A 17,253-nucleotide genomic window follows, 5' to 3' on the forward strand; every position below is an offset into this window, starting at 1 on the left:
CAGCAATCATGCCGGGCCCGGCAGGCCCGTCACCCCTCAGGATCGCTCCATCCGGGCTACGAAGAAAGTAACGGGGGCAAGGGTCCCGGAGCCGACATTCGCCCTTCCGCCTATTTCGTGTTCGGCGCCGCGCGCCGGACCCGGTAGCGACCGCAGAGGAAGTCGCGGTTGCGCGCAACGTCGACCAGGTCGAGATCGACTTCCCTCGGAAGCACCGGCGCACCGGCGCCGAGCATCACCGGTGCGTACTGCAGCCACACCTCGTCGAGCAGTCCCGCGTCGGCGAACTGTCCTGCGATATCGCCGCCTCCGACGATCCAGAGGTCCTTGTCCCCTGCTGCCGCCGTCATCGCGGCGTGCACCTCGTGCACCGGGGCCGAGGTCAGGCGCACATCGGCCCCGTCGGGCAGCGCGAGATCGCGGTGCGTGAACACCCAGGCGGGCTGCGTGTAGCCCCAGCGCCCGGCCTCGTGGCGCATCACCCACTCGAACGTCGATGCCCCCATCGAGAGCGCGCCGATCCGATCAACGAACGCGGGATAGGCCATCGGTCCGTCGAGGTCGATGTCCTGGCGCAGGAGCCAGTCGAGCGAGTGCTCGGGCGTCGCGATGAATCCGTCGAGGCTGGTCGCCGTGTAGTAGTGAGTCTTCATCCGGCCAGGATGCCACCGGCATCCGACATCGGCGGGATCCACTCGATGGTCGGGTACCGCTTGAACCACGACACCTGGCGACGGGCGTAGCGGCGGGTGAGCGCCTGCGTCTCCGCGATCGCCTCTGCCTCGGTCTTCTCCCCCGCCAGCTGCGCAAGCGCCTGCGCGTAACCAATCGCCCTGGGCGCCGTCGTGCCGGCCTCGAGACCCGCCTCGCGCAGCGCCTCGACCTCGGCGAGCATGCCCTGCTCCCACATGCGGTCGACACGGCGATCGAGGCGCTCGACGAGTGCGGGACGGTCGACGTGGATGCCGAGGATGCGGGTGTCCGGATGCCAGAGCACCGGCGCATCCGGAAGGGCTGCGCCGTGGTTCTCGGCGCCCTGCGCGAGGACTTCGAGCGCCCGGATGACGCGCCGGCCGTTCTTCGGGTCGACGCGCGCCGCCGTGGCGGGGTCGTCCGCCTGCAGACGGGCGAACAGTGCACCGGCGCCGAGTGCGTCGAGCTCGCGCTCGAGGCGCTCGCGGACGGCGGCATCCCGCGGCGGGAAGCGGAAGTCGTAGATCACGCTCGAGACGTACAGCCCCGACCCGCCGACGAGGATCGCATCACCGCCGCGTGTGAAGATCTCCTCGATCGCGGCCCGCGCGAGCGGCTGATACCAGGCGACCGCGGCCTCCTCGGTGACCTCTCGGACGTCGAACAGGTGATGCGGGATGCCGCGCCGCTCATCGATCGCGAGCTTCGCCGTGCCGATGTCCATGCCGCGATAGAGCTGCATGGCATCCGCGTTGACGATCTCGGCCGGGTTGCCCTGAGCACGCAGTACCTCCGCGAGATCGAGCGCGAGATCGCTCTTACCGGTGCCCGTCGCACCGACGACCGCCCAGAGCCTCACGCCGGGCTCAGCCGCCGACACGGAGCGTCGGCAGCCCCAGCGACACTGCGCGCGGAGCGCCGCTCGCACCGGCCGGCGCAGGGACGCCGCACGATTCGGCCTGCGAACGATCCCAGGCGTCGCCGCCGCGGGTGCGCCGGATGCGCAGCGGCGCACCGGTCGGATCATCGGCGAGCAGATGGAACGGAGCACCGTGCGTGATCGTCACGGTGACCGCATCGCCGGGCCGCGGCAGGTCGGAGCCGGGCGTCACCTCGAAGTGCACGAGACGGTTGTCCTGAGCGCGGCCGGTCAAGCGGTGCGTCTCGGCATCCTTCTTGCCCTCGCCGACCGAGACGAGCACCTCGACCTCTCGGCCGACCTGCTTCTGGTTCTCCTCGAGTGAGATGCGCTCCTGCAGGGCGATGAGCCGGTTGTAGCGCTCCTGCACGATCTCCTTGGGGACCTGGTCCTCCATGGTCGCCGCGGGCGTGCCCTCGCGGATCGAGTACTGGAACGTGAACGCGTTGGCGAAACGCGCCTGCTCGACGACGCGCATCGTGTCGTCGAAGTCCTCGTCGGTCTCGCCGGGGAACCCGACGATGATGTCGGTCGAGATCGCCGCATACGGCATGCGCTCGCGAACGCGATCGAGGATCCCGAGGAACTTGGAGCTGCGATAAGAGCGGCGCATCGCCTTGAGGATGCTGTCGCTGCCCGACTGGAGGGGCATGTGCAGCTGCGGCATGACGTTCGGCGTCTCTGCCATCGCATCGATCACATCATCCGTGAACGCCGCCGGGTGCGGACTCGTGAAACGGATGCGCTCGAGACCGGGAATCTCCCCCGCTGCGCGCAGCAGCTTGCTGAAGGCCTGGCGGTCGCCGAACTCGACGCCATAGGAGTTCACGTTCTGGCCGAGCAGCGTGACCTCGATCGCGCCGTCCTCGACGAGCAGACGGATCTCATTCAGGATGTCGCCGGGGCGTCGATCCTTCTCCTTGCCGCGCAGGTGCGGCACGATGCAGAACGTGCACGTGTTGTTGCAGCCGACCGAGATCGACACCCAGCCGCTGTGGGCGGAATCGCGTTTCGTCGGCAGCGTCGACGGGAAGACCTCGAGGGACTCGAGGATCTCGAGCTCGGCCTCGCCATTGTGCTTGGCACGCTCGAGCATGCCCGGCAACGACCCCATGTTGTGCGTGCCGAAGACCACATCGACCCATGGGGCCTTCTGCTGCACGGCGTCCTTGTCCATCTGCGCCAGGCAGCCGCCGACGGCGATCTGCATGCCCTCCTTGCGGCGCTTGACCGCGGCCAGATGCCCGAGCGTGCCATAGAGCTTGCCGGCGGCGTTATCGCGCACCGCGCAGGTGTTGATGATCACGACATCCGCCTCGCTGCCCGCCTCGGCACGGGCATATCCGGCGCTCTCGAGCGAACCGGAGAGCCGCTCGGAGTCGTGAACGTTCATCTGGCACCCGAACGTGCGCACTTCATAGGTTCGCTGATGACCGTCGGCGTCAACGGCAGCAGAGGAGGCCGCGATGATCGTCGGTTCAGAGGAAAGGGCAGACATGATTCCTCCATTCTACGAGCCGGTCGGTCCCGGCGGACCATGCGGGAATCCCCCCTTTCGACGGATGCCCTCCGGCCCCATCGTTCTCTAGCCTGGAGACCAGCACCCATCACAGGAACGAGGATCCGAATCACATGCGCAAGAAGACCATCATCGCGATCATCGCGGTCGCGGGGCTGCTCCTCACTGCCTGCGCGGCGAAGTCAGAGGCGCCGGAGGATTCCGATTCAACCTCGATTCCGTCGACCCCGGTCGGTGATGCCGCCCAGTGGGTGCTGGACGAGATGAACGCGGATGACGACACCACCGCGACGGCATGGGAAAGCCGGCTCAGCGCGCAGTTCCAAGCCGAAGTCGGTGCCGAGGACGTTGCTTCCCTCATCAACACGCAGATCCGGCCGGCCCGTCCGCTCGAGGTGACGGCCTATCGCGGCACGGAAACCGAAGCGGTGGTCACGGTCGCCGGCGCGCTGGGCGAACCGTTCGATCTGAGCATCTCGATCGACGATGATCAGCTCATCGGCGGGCTCTTCCTGGGGCCGGTGACGCCCCAGCGCACACCCGCCGTCTCCAACGATGATGTCGCCGAACGCCTCGGCGCTCTCCCCCTCACCGCTCGCGTGCTGGTGCAGATCGATGACGAGACGATCATGTCCATCGATGAGAAAGCGCCGGCCCCGTTGGGCTCGGTCTTCAAGCTGTACGTCCTCGAGGCGCTGGCAGAGGCCGTTTCAGCGGGTGACATCAGTTGGAATGACAACATCACCGTCACGGATGCGGTGCGCAGCCTCCCCTCAGGAGACCTTCAGAACCTGCCTGACGGCACCGATGTGACCGTTCAAGATGCCGCCACGAAGATGATCGCGATCAGCGACAACACAGCCACCGACATGCTCGTCGAGCTTCTCGGACGCGAAGCCGTCGAGCACGCGGTTGAGGCTGGGAACCACCACGAGCCCGAACTGATGCACCCATTCCTCACGACCCGGGAGATGTTCGACCTGGTGTGGGGCGGACATGTCGACCTGCAGGATGCCTGGGCGGACGGGGATGAGAGCGTCCGGCGCGAAGTCCTGGAGGTCCTCCGCACGCGGGAATTCCAGATCGATGTCGACGACATCGATGAGCGTGTGGCCTGGCAATACGGTCTCGAATGGTTCGCGTCCGCCCAGGACATCGCCGAGCTCCACGCGATCCTCGCCCAACATGGCGATGCCGATCCCGTCATCCGCACCGCACTCTCCGAGAATCCCGGCGTCGTGGTCGACCCCGCAGCGTGGCCGTCGGTCTCGTACAAGGGTGGATCGAATCTCGGTGTCATCACGGGTTCGTGGCGGGCCGTCCGCGCCGATGGCAGCATCATGACCGTCGTCGTCCTGGGGTCGGACGCGGAGCCGATCGATGCCGAGACGGAGGCGGAGCTGTTCGCTATCGCCTCCGATCTCTTCGCGATCAACGCGGGATGACCGCGAGGGGTCAGTCGGATTCGACGAACCGGACGCCGGTCGCCGGGCCCCCGAAGGCCGCTTCCTTGAGCGCGGTGCGCGCGGCGTTCATCGCGGCGGGCCCGCTATAGCCCCGACGCGCCAATTGTCCGAGCAGACGCCGCAGCCCCGTCTCGTAGTCGAGCCGGGCTAGCGACCGAGCCTTCGTCCGTGCGAACTCCAGAGCGCGCTCCGCGTCGTCATCAGGCAACTCGTCGAGCGCGATGTCGATGATGTCTCGCGAGACGCCGCGCTGAGAAAGCAGACGGGCGAGAGCCACACGGCCCTGCCCCTTGCGCTCCACGCCGGACATCACGACCTGACGCGCGAGCTCGGCATCGTCGAGGTAGCGACGCTCGCTGAAATCATCGACCACGTCATCGATCTGAGCCGCGTCGAGATCGCAGCCGCGAAGGATCTGTCGCGCTTCGACGACGGACAATGAACGCGCGCGAAGCTTGCGCAGTAGCGCCTGCTCGCCCGCACGACGGACATCCTCGGAGTCCACCGCCCCCTGCCCGTCCGACGCGGTTCCGCCGGGGCGTCCCCCCTCGAAGTGCGTCTCATCGGCCTCATCAGTGTCTTCGATGACGCGGAACGTCGGACGACGCTGCGCATCGGACGGACTGCTGACGGCCATCGCCGAGCTGGAAGGATGCGACGGCTCACCGATGCCCCGAGATCCGCCGGCCGACGCTGGGCCGTCTCCCCCGCTGAGCTCCGAAGCTCGCTTCATCCGCCCGCCGAACAGCGGAATGATCGGGGCGAGATCGCCCTCGCCCCGATCAGACATAGCTCACCCGCGATCCGAACACCGGGGTGGGTGCGACGTCGATCACGCCGGACGACGCTTTGCGAGGTCGTCTGCAGCCGCGACCTCTTCAGCCACGGCGCCGCCGATACCGAGCTTCTGCTTGATCTGCGTCTCGATCGTCGCGGCGATGTCGGGGTTCTTCAGCAGGAAGTTACGGGCGTTCTCCTTGCCCTGACCGAGCTGGTCGCCGTCGTAGGTGTACCAGGAGCCCGACTTCTTCACGATGCCGTGCTCGACGCCGAAATCGATCAGACTGCCCTCCCGCGAGATGCCGACACCGTAGAGGATGTCGAACTCGGCCTGCTTGAACGGCGGAGCCATCTTGTTCTTGACGACCTTGACACGCGTACGGTTACCAACGGCGTCCGTGCCGTCCTTGAGGGTCTCGATGCGACGGATGTCCATGCGCACCGATGCGTAGAACTTCAGCGCCTTTCCACCGGCGGTCGTCTCGGGAGAGCCGAAGAAGACACCGATCTTCTCGCGCAGCTGGTTGATGAAGATCATCGTCGTATTGGTCTGGTTCAAACCACCCGTGAGCTTTCGCAGCGCCTGCGACATGAGTCGCGCCTGCAGACCCACGTGGGAGTCACCCATCTCGCCCTCGATCTCAGCACGGGGCACGAGGGCCGCGACCGAGTCGATGACGATCAGATCGATCGCGCCGGATCGCACGAGCATGTCGGCGATCTCGAGCGCCTGCTCACCCGTGTCGGGCTGGGAGACCAGCAGCGCATCGATGTCGACGCCGAGCTTCTTCGCGTACTCGGGGTCGAGCGCGTGCTCCGCGTCGATGAAGGCCGCGATGCCGCCCGCGCGCTGTGCGTTGGCGATCGCGTGCAGCGTCAGAGTCGTCTTACCGGAGGACTCCGGACCGTAGATCTCGACGATGCGGCCACGCGGAAGGCCTCCGACGCCGAGCGCGACGTCGAGGGCGATGGAGCCGGTGGGGATCACGGCCACGGGCGCGCGCTCATCACTGCCCAGGCGCATGACCGAGCCCTTGCCGAACTGACGGTCGATCTGGGCGAGTGCGGATTCCAGGGACTTCTCGCGGTCTGCTGCTGATGGCATGATGTGCTCCTCGTGTTTCGCATGGTGCCGCCTGTAGGCTGTCGCGGCCGCCCCGGATGGGGCGGACTCTCCGACAAGGCGTATGGCTTTTCGGCCTGTTCAACACGGTAGACGGAGCCTCCGACATTCGATCGGCAGGGCCAGGAACGGTGGAGAACAGCGCCTCGAAACCACTTGTGCAGAACTCTACGTGTATTTCGAACACATATTCGATGACACGCCGAAAAATGACGAACGGCGCCGGGAAAGACTCAGTTTCTCTGGGGCTCGAGGCGACCAACACCGTAACGACGTTCGAGTGGCACGTCTGTTTCGGCGCACAGCGCCGCCCAGATATCGCGCGGAGCGATGCCCGCTTCGAGCGCCTGCGCGGCGGTTCTGCCACCCACCGCGTCGAGCACAAGATCTGTCGTGAGCATGGGCGCTCGTGCGCCGAACTCCCGGTCAACCGCGCGAAGGAACTCGCTGCGTCGCATCAGAAGTGCGCGCTCAGTGCAGGGAGAGTTCGGGCTCGATGGATGCGACCAGGTCGTCGGGAACGACATCGGGGAACACCTGGATGCCTTCGAGGACCGAGATTCGGTCACCGACTTCGCGCATGATCAACGAGATGGGGACATCGAGGGCTTCGGCGACCGAGGCGAGGATCTCGCTCGACGCCTCCTTCTGGCCTCGCTCGACCTCACTGAGGTATCCGAGCGCGACGGAGGCCTTGCTCGCGACCTGGCGGAGCGTGCGCCCCTTCTGCAGGCGGAAGTCCCTCAGCACCTCGCCGATCTCCTGTCGAACAAGAATCATCGGAACCTCCCCTCCATACCCCTGATCGGGCCCTCTTCCAAACGGATCGCCAGTCTAACCCGACCTGGCGAACAAAACGTTACCGTTTCCCGCTGTGCTTTGGATGTGAACGCATCTATGACAACCACGTCACTAACAACCGCGGTTACCGTGACGATATTCCTCGAGAGAACGCAGAAGCAACGCGATCGCTGACTGAACCGTCTGCTCGCGGATCTCCGCGCGCCCACCGGAGAACACGAAGCGCTCCGAACTCGTTCCGAACGGGCCGGCGACTCCGATGTGCACTGTGCCGACCGGTTGCCCGTCCGGCGAGGCGGGCCCGGCGATCCCTGTCGTCGACACCCCGACATCAGCCACCCGGCCTTCGACCGCGACGCAGCTGCGCACCCCTTCGGCCATCTGCTCGGCCACCCGCGCGTGCACAGGCCCATGCTCGTCGAGGAGAGACTCCTCGACGCCGAGCAGCGTCGCTTTCACCGGGGTCGCGTAGGCGACGACGGCGCCGAGCAGCGTCCCCGACGATCCGGGAACGGAAACCACCTCAGAAGCGAGCGCACCCCCGGTGAGCGACTCGGCAATTCCCAGCGTCCACCCCTGTTCGAGGAGAGCGGAGACGAGGCGCTTAGCGTCATTCATCGCGCCGAGGCCTTGCCTCCGCGAATCTGCGCCAGCACATAGTCGATTCCGCTGAGGATCGTGATGGCCAGTGTCGCCCACATCAGCACCGCCCCGACCAGCGTCCACACGTCGAAGCCGACGAGGACGTGAAGCGGCAGCAGGCACCAGCCGAGCGCAACGCCCTGCAGCGCGGTCTTGACCTTGCCCATCCATGCCGCGGCGACGATGTGGCTGCTCGCGACGATGAAGCGATGGATCGTGATCCCCCACTCGCGGACGAGGATCACGATCACGACCCACCACGGCCACTCGGCGAGGATCGCGAGCCCGACGAAACCCGCGCCCGTGAGGAGCTTGTCGGCGATCGGATCCCAGAGCTTTCCGAAGTCGCTGACGATGTCGTACTTGCGAGCGAGATAGCCGTCGACCCAGTCCGTGCTGATCGCGAGGACGAACAGCGCCCCGGCGACCCAGCGCAGCGTGATGTCGTCGAAGCCGTATGTGCCGCCGAGCAGGAGAAGGACGAAGAATACGACCGCGAGAGGAATACGCGCGATGGTGATCGCATTGGGCAGTTGCCGGGGAATGGCCATCAATCGCGTCCTGTCAGGCTCCAGGCGTCTTCATCGCCTTCATCGTCTTCGACCACCGGCAGTCCAGCGAGCTGCGCTTCGATCGGGTCATATCCGGGAGCATCGGCGGGATCCGATACCGGTGCGGCGGCGGGCGCCGTCGTCGCCGCAGGGGCGGCGGGCGCATCCTCGCCGCGCAGCTTCGCCATCACTGCGGGGAGCTGCTCCGCGGTGACGAGCACATCGCGGGCCTTCGAGCCTTCAGAGGGGCCGACGATCTCACGCGACTCGAGCAGGTCCATGAGACGGCCCGCCTTCGCGAACCCGACACGGAGCTTGCGCTGCAGCATCGATGTCGATCCGAACTGCGACGACACGACGAGCTCGGCCGCAGCGAGGAGCACCTCGAGGTCGTCGCCGATATCTTCGTCGACCTCCTTCTTCTTCGGCTCCATCGCCTCCTGCACATCGGAGCGGTACTCCGGACGCGCCTGCGCGGTGACATGCTTGACGACCGCATCGATCTCGCTCTCCTCGACCCAGGCGCCCTGCAGGCGGAACGGCTTCGACGAGCCCATCGGGGAGAACAGTGCGTCGCCCTGACCGATGAGCTTGTCTGCGCCCGGAGCATCGAGGATCACGCGGCTGTCGGTCACGCTCGTGACCGCAAACGCGAGCCGGGACGGCACGTTGGCCTTGATGAGGCCGGTGACGACGTCGACGGACGGACGCTGGGTGGCGAGGACCAGATGAATGCCGGAGGCCCGGGCGAGCTGCGTGATGCGTACGATCGAATCTTCGACGTCGCGCGGGGCGACCATCATGAGGTCGGCGAGCTCATCGACGACGACGAGCAGGTACGGGTAGGGCTTGAGCACGCGCTCGCTGCCGGGAGGCAGAACGATCTCCCCCGCGCGGACGGCCTTGTTGAAGTCGTCGATGTGACGGTAACCGAACGACGCGAGGTCGTCGTAGCGCATGTCCATCTCCTTCACGACCCACTGCAGCGCCTCGGCGGCTTTCTTCGGGTTCGTGATGATGGGGGTGATCAGGTGCGGCACACCGGCGTAGCTGGTCAGCTCCACGCGCTTCGGGTCGATCAGCACCATGCGGACATCGGTCGGGCGCGCGCGCATCAGCAGACTCGTGATCATCGAGTTGACGAAGCTGGACTTACCGGAACCGGTGGAACCGGCGACCAGAAGATGCGGCATCTTGGCGAGGTTGGCGACGACGATGTTTCCGCCGACGTCCTTGCCGACGCCGATCGTCATCGGGTGCGTGCTCTTCTGCGCCGCGGGCGAGCGGAGCACATCTCCGAGGGCGACCATCTCCTTGTCGGCGTTCGGGATCTCGATGCCGATCGCGCTCTTGCCGGGGATCGGCGAGAGGATTCGCACATCGTTGGATGCGACGGCGTAGGCGAAGTTGTTCGACAGCTGTGTGATCTTCTCGACCTTGACCCCGAGACCGACCTCCACCTCGTACTGGGTGACCGTCGGACCGCGCGAGAACCCCGTGACCTTGGCATCGACCTTGAACTGCTCGAGCACACTGGTCAGCTGCTGGATCACACGGTCTGTGGCCTCCGAGCGCACCACCGGTGGCGGCCCTTCGCTCAGCACGGCCGTGGATGGCAGAGCATACGGGGTGCTCGGGGCATGAAGGCCGCGATCCCCCGGTCCGTCCGTGCCGAAGCCGGACAGTCCGGGCAGCTCGGGCTGCTCGCCCGTGTCACCGTAGTCGTCGAGCAGGGTCGTCGCACCGGGCGCGCCGAGGCCCGCCATGACGCTCTCGACGTCCGTCAGGACCTCGGTGACCGCGTCGCCCGCATCGGGCGCCGCGACGACGACCGACTGGTCGTAGGGGGTCTTCTCGTTCGCGACATCGATCGGCATCTGCTTCGTCGGCGTCTGCGCCGTCGGCGTCAGCAGCTCGGTGACGTCCTGGGAGCCGAGACCCTCATCGGGGTCCTCTTCACGCCCGGTCTTGTTGCGCCGCCACCAGGGCAGGGCATCGTCTTCGGCGATGTCGACGAGGTCGGCGTCGGATGCTGCGGCCGACGCCTCGACCTTCGTCTCCGCGCGTTCGGCCCCGAACATCCAGGCGTACAGATCGCCCAGGCGCGAACCGATGCGATTCGGCGGGGTCTTCGTGATGATGAGCAGACTCAGCACGAGAAGCAGGCTCAGCAGGATATAAGCCGGAATGTCTGTCAGGTAGGACAGCGGCTGGCCGAGCATCCATCCGAAGAGGCCGCCCGCCGCGCTGAGCGCCGGCATGCCGTCCTTCGGTTGGGGCACCCCGCCGGCGATGTGGCAGATGCCGGCGATCGAGAGCACGAAGAGTCCGAAGCCGATTCCGATTCGCCCGTTGTCGTGCACCGACGATGGATGGCGGAACAACCAGCCGGCGAGGATCAACAGCAACACGGGCATGAGGAACGCCGTGCGCCCCACGAGCAACCCCACGGAGTAGGCACTGATGTTCTGGGCGATCTCATTGCCGATGAAGAACCACTCATCGACGGCTCCCAGACACGCAAGGACGACGAGCAGCAGGGGAAAACCATCGCGCCGCTGGTCCTTCTCGAGGGTCTCCGGGCCGAAGGCACGGAAGAGACCGCCGACGGCGTGAGCGAGAACGCCCCAGGCACGCACCGGGAACGGCGGCCTGTCGACGTCGTCGATGTACTTCTTCGGAGCCGCCTGCGCCTTGGAGCGCGCAGGAGCCTTCTCGGACGCGCGTGAGGTCTTGGTAGTGCTCCTGGCCATGTTCCCAGACTACGGTCGAGCACCGACATCGCCGCGCAATGACGCGGCTTTCCGCCTCATCGGCTCCCGGACCGGGGTTCCGATGAGGCGGTCGGCATCATGCTTCGATGACGAGCGGGACGATCATCGGACGACGGCGCAGCTTCTGGTTGACCCAGCGGCCGATCGTGCGGCGCACGACCTGCGACAGCGCATGCGTATCGCGCACGCCGTTCCCGGAGGCCTCCTTGAGGGCGGCCACGATCTTCGGCGTCACGCTGTCGAAGACGGAATCGTCCTCCGCGATGCCGCGTGCGTGGATCTCCGGCCCCGAGATGATGTTGCCGGTCGCAGCATCCACCACGACGATGATCGAGACGAAGCCCTCCTCGCCGAGGATGCGGCGATCCTTCAGATCTGCGTCGGTGATCTCGCCGACCGTCGAACCATCGACGTATACGAAGCCGATGTCGTACTGTCCGGCGATCCGGGCCTGGCCGTCCTTGAGGTCGATCACCGTGCCGTTGGAGGCCAGGATCGTGTTCTCCTCGGGGATGCCCGTCTCCTGCGCGAGCTTCGCGTTCGCCATCAGGTGACGGTACTCGCCGTGAACCGGGAGGACGTTCTTCGGCTTGAGGATGTTGTAGCAGTAGATCAGCTCACCGGCGGCGGCGTGGCCCGACACGTGAACCCGCGCGTTCGCCTTGTGCACGACGTTGGCGCCGAGCTTGGTCAGGCCGTCGATGACGCGGTACACCGCGTTCTCATTGCCCGGGATGAGACTGGACGCGAGGATGACAGTATCCCCCTCTCCCGGCTCGATCGCGTGATCGAGGTTCGCCATGCGGCTGAGGACGGCCATCGGCTCGCCCTGCGAACCGGTCGACATGTAGACGATCTTGTCGTCCGGGATGTCCTTGGCCTTCTTGTAGTCGATCAGCACGTTGTCGGGCACCTTGAGGTAGCCGAGATCGGCGGCGATGCCCATGTTGCGCACCATGCTGCGGCCGAGGAGCGCGACGCGGCGGCCATTGGCGTGAGCCGCGTCGAGCACCTGCTGCACGCGGTGCACGTGGCTGGAGAAGCTCGCGACGATCACGCGACGGGTGGCCTTGGCGATCACCTGGTCGAGGACCGGGCCGATCGACTTCTCCGTGGGAGTGAACCCCGGGACGTCGGCGTTGGTCGAATCGACGAGGAACAGGTCGATGCCCTCTTCGCCGAGCCGGGCGAATGCCCGAAGGTCGGTGATGCGGCCGTCGAGCGGCAGCTGGTCCATCTTGAAGTCGCCGGTGGCGAGCACCATGCCCGCGGGCGTGCGGATCGCGACGGCCAGCGCATCGGGGATGGAGTGGTTGACCGCGACGAATTCGAGGTCGAACGGACCGACCTTCTCCTTCTGATCCTCCTTCACCGTCAGGGTGAAGGGCTTGATGCGGTGCTCCTTGAGCTTGGCCTCGACGAGCGCGAGCGTGAGCCCGGACCCGATCAGCGGGATATCGCTCTTCAGGCGCAGCAGGTACGGCACCGCGCCGATGTGGTCTTCATGGCCGTGCGTGAGCACGACGCCCACGATGTCGTCGAGGCGGTCCTTGATGGGCTCGAAGTCCGGCAGGATCAGATCGACGCCGGGCTGGTGGTCCTCGGGGAACAGCACGCCGCAATCGACGATGAGGATCTTCCCCTCGTATTCGAAGACCGTCATGTTGCGCCCGACCTCGCCGAGCCCTCCCAGGGGGAAGACGCGGAGCGTGCCCGCGGCGAGCGGCGCGGGGGCGGCGATGGGGGTGGTCATTGGTGTCTCCTCCGTCGGACACCGAAGGTGCCCGTTCATGGTGTGGACGCGTTCATCGCGTCCGGCGTCTCAGCGCGTCGTGCCGTGGACCTTCGGCAGCGCACCGCCGGCGGCCGCGTTGCGGTCGGGGCGGAAGTTCGAGAAATCGGCACCCGGGAGGTCGGAGACGAGAGCGAGGTCGTCCTCGATGATCGCGGCCTCCCACTCTTCGGGTCCGACCAGGGGCAGACGCACGCGGGGGCTCGAGATTCGGCCCAGTCCGTGCAGAATGTACTTCGCCGATACCGTGCCGGGCACATGCGTCATCACGGCGCGGACGAGCGGCTCGAGGCGCTTGTGCTCGGCGGTCGCGGTCGCGAGGTCGCCACGGTTCACTGCGTCGACGATCGTGCGGTACGGGGCGGAGGTGATGTTCGCGGTCACGCCGATCAGGCCAGTCGCGCCGATCGCCATGTGCGGCAGCGCGTTGGCGTCGTCACCCGAGAAATACATCAGATCGGTCTGGTTCAGCACCCGGCTGACTTCACTGAAGTCTCCCTTGGCGTCCTTGACCGCGAGGATGTTGGGGTGCTTCGCGAGGCGCAGGATCGTCTCGTACTTGATCGGCACGCCCGCACGGCCCGGAATGTCGTAGAGGATGACCGGAAGGTCGGTGGAGTCCGCGACGAGTCGGAAGTGCGTGAGGATTCCGGCCTGGGTCGGCTTGTTGTAGTAGGGCGTGACGATCATGATGCCGTCGGCACCGGCCTTCTCGCTGGCCTTGTACAGCTCGATCGCGTGCGCCGTCTCGTTCGAGCCACCGCCCGTGATGATCTTGGCGCGCCCCGCCGAGACGGACTTGCCGACCTCGACGAGCTTGAGCTTCTCGGCATCCGTGAGGGTCGAGGTCTCACCGGTCGTTCCCGTCACAACGATTCCGTCTGCACCACCGGTGATGACGTCGTCCATGTGCTTCTCGACGGCGGGCCAATCGACTTCACCATCGGCCGTCATCGGAGTGACGAGCGCGACGAGGACCTGTCCGAAGGGGTTTCCCGAATGCGTCATGGTTCCCAGCGTATCGGTTCGCCGACGGCACCTCCTCCCCGGATATGCTCACCGGCATGAGTTGGCTCACCCGTGGCACCCGCACCGTTTACGAGAACGCCTGGATATCGGTGCGGGAAGACACCGTGACGGGCCCTGCGGGCGACGGCATCTACGGTGTCGTCAGCGCCCGGCATCCGGCCGTCTTCATCATCGCGCTCGACGCGCTCGACCGCATCTGCCTGGTCACTCTGGAGCGCTACACGACGGGTCGATCGGTCGAGATCCCCGCCGGCGGGAGCGATGGCGAGGACCCTCTCGCCGCGGCGCAGCGAGAGCTGCTCGAGGAGACCGGGCTCCGTGCGGACGAATGGACCGAGCTCGGCCGGATGAACGCGCTGAACGGCGTCTGCGTTGCGCCAGAGCATGTCTTCCTCGCACGCGTCCTGCACCCCGGAGACGACCACGCGCAAGCCGAGGAGGGAATCGAGGATGTGTCCTGGGTGGCCTTCGCAGATGTGCTGCGGATGATCGCCGATGGGCGGATCACGGACGGCGAGACGATCGCGGCTCTCGCCTACGCGGGCATCCATCTCGGGCGTTTCGCCTGAGCGACGCCGACCCCACAGCCTCGACCCGTGTCAGACGCGTCCTCGACGCGCCGCACCCGCGGTGATCGACGACGGGAGCACCTTCGTCAGGACCACGGCGGCCTTGTAGCGCAGCGACGGCACGGAGACGGCGCGCCCCCGCGCAGCATCCCTCAGCCCGACCCGCACGACATGCTCCGCATTCAGCCAGGCGAAGGCAGGGATGCCCTCCGCGCCCGGTGCAAGCCCCATCCGCTCGTGGAAGCTCGTGTGGGTGAACCCCGGGCACAGCGCCATCACGCTGACGCCATCTCGGGAGTATTCCGCATTCGCCCATCGACTGAAGCCGATCAGCCACTGCTTGCAGGCCGAATACGTCGAGCGCGAGATGAAACCGGCGACGGATGCCACGTTGATGATGCGTCCGCCCCGGCCCCGCATGGCCCGCAGGGCCGCGTGCATGAGGCGCATGGGTGCTTCGACGTGGATGCGCAGGTGGCGCACCTCCTCGTCGATGTCGTTGTCTGCGAAGTGCAGGGGCAGGCCGAAACCGGCATTGTTCACGAGAAGATCGATCGGATGCTGCTCCTGGGCGATCCGGTCGGCAACCGCCATGATGTCCTCAGCGACCGACAGATCCGCGGGAAGCACCTCGATGAGCACGCCGTGCCGGTCGCGGAGCTCCTCCGCGAGGGCTTCGAGCGCGCTAAGCGTGCGGGCGACGAGTACGAGGTCGGCGCCGCGGGAGGCGAGCTGCCGGGCGAACTCGGCGCCGAGTCCGGCGCTGGCGCCGGTGATCATCGCGGTCGGCATCAGCGCTCGTATCCGAGGAAGCGGTAGCGGATTCCCGTGCGGGACGTCTGCCACTGGCCCTCATCGGCCAACCGCCAGCCGGCGCGGTCGGGGGCATGGGCATCGCCCTCGACCGCGAGGTCGAGCTCCGTGACCTCGAGACGGTCGGCCTCTCCGATCATCTGGCGGAAGATCTCGGCGCCGCCGATGATCCAGACGCGGTCCAGCCCTCGCACCGCCGCCGGAAGATCCGCCGCACGGCGTGCGCCCTCGGCCGTCCAATCCTGCTGACGGGTGATCACGATGTTCTCGCGCCCGGGAAGCGGCCGGAACCGCTCCGGGAGCGAGTCCCAGGTCTTGCGCCCCATGACCACGGGGCTCCCCATCGTCACGTCCTTGAAGTGCGCGAGGTCCTCGGGAACATGCCACGGCATCCCGCCCTCGGCTCCGATGACGCCCCCCGCGGCCTCTGCCCAGATCAGACCGACCCGGGTCATACCGCCACCGCCGCACGGATGGCCGGGTGGTGCTGGTAGTCGTCGATGATGAAGTCGTCGTAGGAGTAGTCGAGGATCGACTCGGGCGTTCGGGTGAAGCGCAGGGTCGGGTAGGGGTACGCCTCGCGGCTGAGCTGCTCGCGCACCTGATCGACGTGGTTGTCGTAGATGTGCACGTCTCCCCCGGTCCACACGAAGTCGCCGGGTTCGAGGCCTGTCTGCTGGGCGATCATCATCGTCAGCAGCGCATAGCTGGCGATGTTGAACGGAACGCCGAGGAACATGTCGGCGCTGCGCTGATACAGCTGGCAGGAGAGCTTGCCGTCGGCCACGTAGAACTGGAAGAGCGCGTGGCAGGGCGCCAGCGCCATGTCGGGGATGTCGGCCGGGTTCCATGCCGAGACGATGATGCGGCGGGAGTCCGGCGTCTGCCGGATCTGCTCGATCACCTGCGCGAGCTGGTCGATGCTGCCGCCGTCGGGCGTCGGCCACGAGCGCCACTGCACGCCGTAGACCGGGCCGAGGTCGCCGTCGGCATCGGCCCACTCGTCCCAGATCGAGACCCCGTGCTCCTGCAGCCAGCGCACGTTCGAGTCGCCTCGGAGAAACCAGAGCAGCTCGTACGCGATCGACTTGAAGTGCACTCGCTTGGTGGTGATGAGCGGGAAGCCCTGGGCGAGGTCGAAGCGGATCTGCCGCCCGAACACGCTCGTCGTGCCCGTTCCGGTGCGGTCGTCCTTGTGTGCACCGTGCTCCAGCACGTCGCGGAGGAGGTCTTCGTACGGGGTGGGGACGGCGGCGCTCATGCCTCTCACGATACCCGCGCCGCCGCGGCTAGGCTGGCGAGACATCCCGCCGACCTCTGGAGGAACCATGGCCATCACCAGCGAAGCAACCACCGCATGGAAGGGATCCCTCTTGGAGGGATCCGGAACCGTCGAGTTCACCTCCTCGCAGATCGGAACGTTCCCGATCGACTGGAAGGCCCGCAGCGAGGGCTCCGACAGCACGACGACTCCGGAAGAGCTGATCGCCGCCGCCCACGCCTCGTGCTTCAGCATGGCGCTCTCGCACGCGTTGAGCGATAACGGCACCCCGCCGGAGAGCGTGCGCACGTCCGCCTCCGTGACCTTCGTCCCCGGCACCGGCATCACCGGCAGCCACCTGAACGTTCAGGCCTCCGTCCCGGACCTGTCGGCCGAACAGTTCCAGCAGATCGCCGACAGCGCGAAGACCGGTTGCCCGGTCTCCCAGGCCCTCGCCGGGATCGAGATCACCCTCGAGGCCTCACTCGCCTGATTCCGCTGCTCGCCGGGCAGAGGGCCTG

Annotated in this window: 18 protein-coding genes; 3 read left to right on the forward strand and 15 right to left on the reverse strand. The window is 66.7% G+C overall.

Annotated elements, in window-relative coordinates; genetic code table 11:
* Window positions 1–110: 110 nt before the first annotated feature.
* The 3 genes from ACWAUG_RS00005 to miaB are packed head-to-tail and all read right to left on the reverse strand — an operon-like array spanning window position 111 to window position 3,110.
* Entirely contained in the window at window positions 111–653 is a 543-nt protein-coding gene (locus tag ACWAUG_RS00005) for a dihydrofolate reductase family protein (RefSeq protein ID WP_460800392.1), read from the reverse strand.
* Window positions 650–1,552, reverse strand: a complete 903-nt coding sequence (gene miaA / locus ACWAUG_RS00010) for a tRNA (adenosine(37)-N6)-dimethylallyltransferase MiaA (protein ID WP_298038096.1) — start codon at window positions 1,550–1,552, stop codon at window positions 650–652. The genes ACWAUG_RS00005 and miaA overlap by 4 nt, the downstream gene beginning before the upstream one ends.
* Window positions 1,553–1,559: 7 nt before the next feature.
* On the reverse strand, window positions 1,560–3,110 hold the full coding sequence (gene miaB / locus ACWAUG_RS00015; protein ID WP_298038098.1) for a tRNA (N6-isopentenyl adenosine(37)-C2)-methylthiotransferase MiaB: 1,551 nt from the start codon (window positions 3,108–3,110) through the stop codon (window positions 1,560–1,562).
* Window positions 3,111–3,244: 134 nt separating this feature from the next.
* Here miaB and ACWAUG_RS00020 point away from each other — a divergent pair, with 134 nt between their 5' ends.
* A complete protein-coding gene (locus ACWAUG_RS00020) occupies window positions 3,245–4,576 on the forward strand; it encodes a Cpe/LpqF family protein (RefSeq protein ID WP_298038099.1) in 1,332 nt (443 codons plus the stop codon).
* A 10-nt stretch (window positions 4,577–4,586) separates the two neighbouring features.
* Here ACWAUG_RS00020 and ACWAUG_RS00025 read toward each other — a convergent pair whose 3' ends face one another.
* From ACWAUG_RS00025 to dapA, 9 genes are all read right to left on the reverse strand, one after another.
* The gene (locus ACWAUG_RS00025; protein WP_298038101.1) at window positions 4,587–5,387 is read right to left on the reverse strand and encodes a regulatory protein RecX; all 801 of its coding nucleotides are present in this window, start codon (window positions 5,385–5,387) and stop codon (window positions 4,587–4,589) included.
* A 42-nt stretch (window positions 5,388–5,429) separates the two neighbouring features.
* Window positions 5,430–6,482, reverse strand: a complete 1,053-nt coding sequence (gene recA / locus ACWAUG_RS00030) for a recombinase RecA (protein WP_298038103.1) — start codon at window positions 6,480–6,482, stop codon at window positions 5,430–5,432.
* Between the two features lie 251 nt (window positions 6,483–6,733).
* A complete protein-coding gene (locus tag ACWAUG_RS00035; RefSeq protein ID WP_298038106.1) occupies window positions 6,734–6,958 on the reverse strand; it encodes a DUF3046 domain-containing protein in 225 nt (74 codons plus the stop codon).
* A 13-nt stretch (window positions 6,959–6,971) separates the two neighbouring features.
* Window positions 6,972–7,280 carry a helix-turn-helix domain-containing protein gene (locus tag ACWAUG_RS00040; RefSeq protein WP_298038109.1) on the reverse strand — a complete coding sequence of 103 codons (309 nt, stop codon included), beginning with the start codon at window positions 7,278–7,280 and terminating at the stop codon, window positions 6,972–6,974.
* Between the two features lie 132 nt (window positions 7,281–7,412).
* Window positions 7,413–7,919 (reverse strand): CinA family protein, encoded by a 507-nt coding sequence (locus ACWAUG_RS00045; protein ID WP_298038111.1) that lies wholly within the window; start codon window positions 7,917–7,919, stop codon window positions 7,413–7,415.
* The gene (gene pgsA / locus ACWAUG_RS00050; RefSeq protein ID WP_460800395.1) at window positions 7,916–8,494 is read right to left on the reverse strand and encodes a CDP-diacylglycerol--glycerol-3-phosphate 3-phosphatidyltransferase; all 579 of its coding nucleotides are present in this window, start codon (window positions 8,492–8,494) and stop codon (window positions 7,916–7,918) included. Before pgsA ends, ACWAUG_RS00045 begins: the two co-directional genes overlap by 4 nt.
* Window positions 8,494–11,247: an FtsK/SpoIIIE family DNA translocase gene (locus ACWAUG_RS00055; RefSeq protein ID WP_460800397.1), complete on the reverse strand. Its 2,754-nt coding sequence runs from the start codon at window positions 11,245–11,247 to the stop codon at window positions 8,494–8,496. Before ACWAUG_RS00055 ends, pgsA begins: the two co-directional genes overlap by 1 nt.
* 97 nt (window positions 11,248–11,344) lie before the next feature.
* Window positions 11,345–13,021 carry a ribonuclease J gene (locus ACWAUG_RS00060; protein ID WP_460800399.1) on the reverse strand — a complete coding sequence of 559 codons (1,677 nt, stop codon included), beginning with the start codon at window positions 13,019–13,021 and terminating at the stop codon, window positions 11,345–11,347.
* Window positions 13,022–13,090: 69 nt separating this feature from the next.
* Entirely contained in the window at window positions 13,091–14,068 is a 978-nt protein-coding gene (gene dapA / locus ACWAUG_RS00065; protein WP_298038119.1) for a 4-hydroxy-tetrahydrodipicolinate synthase, read from the reverse strand.
* A gap of 56 nt (window positions 14,069–14,124) precedes the next feature.
* On the opposite strand from dapA, the gene ACWAUG_RS00070 reads away from it, so the two are divergent.
* Window positions 14,125–14,658, forward strand: a complete 534-nt coding sequence (locus tag ACWAUG_RS00070) for an NUDIX domain-containing protein (RefSeq protein ID WP_298038121.1) — start codon at window positions 14,125–14,127, stop codon at window positions 14,656–14,658.
* Between the two features lie 30 nt (window positions 14,659–14,688).
* On the opposite strand, the gene ACWAUG_RS00075 is transcribed toward ACWAUG_RS00070, so the two are convergent.
* Genes ACWAUG_RS00075 through ACWAUG_RS00085 form a run of 3 tightly spaced genes read right to left on the reverse strand, consistent with a single transcriptional unit; the run spans window position 14,689 to window position 16,732 of the window.
* Complete coding sequence (locus ACWAUG_RS00075; protein ID WP_298038123.1) at window positions 14,689–15,450, reverse strand: SDR family NAD(P)-dependent oxidoreductase; 762 nt, start codon at window positions 15,448–15,450, stop codon at window positions 14,689–14,691.
* On the reverse strand, window positions 15,450–15,926 hold the full coding sequence (locus tag ACWAUG_RS00080; protein ID WP_460800402.1) for a dihydrofolate reductase: 477 nt from the start codon (window positions 15,924–15,926) through the stop codon (window positions 15,450–15,452). Before ACWAUG_RS00080 ends, ACWAUG_RS00075 begins: the two co-directional genes overlap by 1 nt.
* Window positions 15,923–16,732: a thymidylate synthase gene (locus tag ACWAUG_RS00085; RefSeq protein WP_298038129.1), complete on the reverse strand. Its 810-nt coding sequence runs from the start codon at window positions 16,730–16,732 to the stop codon at window positions 15,923–15,925. The genes ACWAUG_RS00080 and ACWAUG_RS00085 overlap by 4 nt, the downstream gene beginning before the upstream one ends.
* A gap of 67 nt (window positions 16,733–16,799) precedes the next feature.
* On the opposite strand from ACWAUG_RS00085, the gene ACWAUG_RS00090 reads away from it, so the two are divergent.
* Entirely contained in the window at window positions 16,800–17,225 is a 426-nt protein-coding gene (locus tag ACWAUG_RS00090; RefSeq protein ID WP_298038132.1) for an OsmC family peroxiredoxin, read from the forward strand.
* Window positions 17,226–17,253: the final 28 nt, after the last annotated feature.

The organism is Microbacterium sp. GXF6406 (genome assembly GCF_054798215.1).

Bases quoted from the DNA above. Each gene is read 5' to 3' on its own strand.
- ACWAUG_RS00005 (WP_460800392.1), bottom strand. From the start codon at position 653: ATGAAGACTCACTACTACACGGCGACCAGCCTCGACGGATTCATCGCG.
- ACWAUG_RS00035 (WP_298038106.1), bottom strand. From the start codon at position 6,958: ATGCGACGCAGCGAGTTCCTTCGCGCGGTTGACCGGGAGTTCGGCGCA.
- dapA (WP_298038119.1), bottom strand. From the start codon at position 14,068: ATGACGCATTCGGGAAACCCCTTCGGACAGGTCCTCGTCGCGCTCGTC.
- pgsA (WP_460800395.1), bottom strand. From the start codon at position 8,494: ATGGCCATTCCCCGGCAACTGCCCAATGCGATCACCATCGCGCGTATT.
- ACWAUG_RS00040 (WP_298038109.1), bottom strand. From the start codon at position 7,280: ATGATTCTTGTTCGACAGGAGATCGGCGAGGTGCTGAGGGACTTCCGC.
- ACWAUG_RS00020 (WP_298038099.1), top strand. From the start codon at position 3,245: ATGCGCAAGAAGACCATCATCGCGATCATCGCGGTCGCGGGGCTGCTC.
- ACWAUG_RS00025 (WP_298038101.1), bottom strand. From the start codon at position 5,387: ATGTCTGATCGGGGCGAGGGCGATCTCGCCCCGATCATTCCGCTGTTC.
- ACWAUG_RS00070 (WP_298038121.1), top strand. From the start codon at position 14,125: ATGAGTTGGCTCACCCGTGGCACCCGCACCGTTTACGAGAACGCCTGG.
- miaB (WP_298038098.1), bottom strand. From the start codon at position 3,110: ATGTCTGCCCTTTCCTCTGAACCGACGATCATCGCGGCCTCCTCTGCT.
- ACWAUG_RS00060 (WP_460800399.1), bottom strand. From the start codon at position 13,021: ATGACCACCCCCATCGCCGCCCCCGCGCCGCTCGCCGCGGGCACGCTC.
- ACWAUG_RS00080 (WP_460800402.1), bottom strand. From the start codon at position 15,926: ATGACCCGGGTCGGTCTGATCTGGGCAGAGGCCGCGGGGGGCGTCATC.
- ACWAUG_RS00085 (WP_298038129.1), bottom strand. From the start codon at position 16,732: ATGAGCGCCGCCGTCCCCACCCCGTACGAAGACCTCCTCCGCGACGTG.
- ACWAUG_RS00055 (WP_460800397.1), bottom strand. From the start codon at position 11,247: ATGGCCAGGAGCACTACCAAGACCTCACGCGCGTCCGAGAAGGCTCCT.
- ACWAUG_RS00045 (WP_298038111.1), bottom strand. From the start codon at position 7,919: ATGAATGACGCTAAGCGCCTCGTCTCCGCTCTCCTCGAACAGGGGTGG.
- ACWAUG_RS00090 (WP_298038132.1), top strand. From the start codon at position 16,800: ATGGCCATCACCAGCGAAGCAACCACCGCATGGAAGGGATCCCTCTTG.
- recA (WP_298038103.1), bottom strand. From the start codon at position 6,482: ATGCCATCAGCAGCAGACCGCGAGAAGTCCCTGGAATCCGCACTCGCC.
- ACWAUG_RS00075 (WP_298038123.1), bottom strand. From the start codon at position 15,450: ATGCCGACCGCGATGATCACCGGCGCCAGCGCCGGACTCGGCGCCGAG.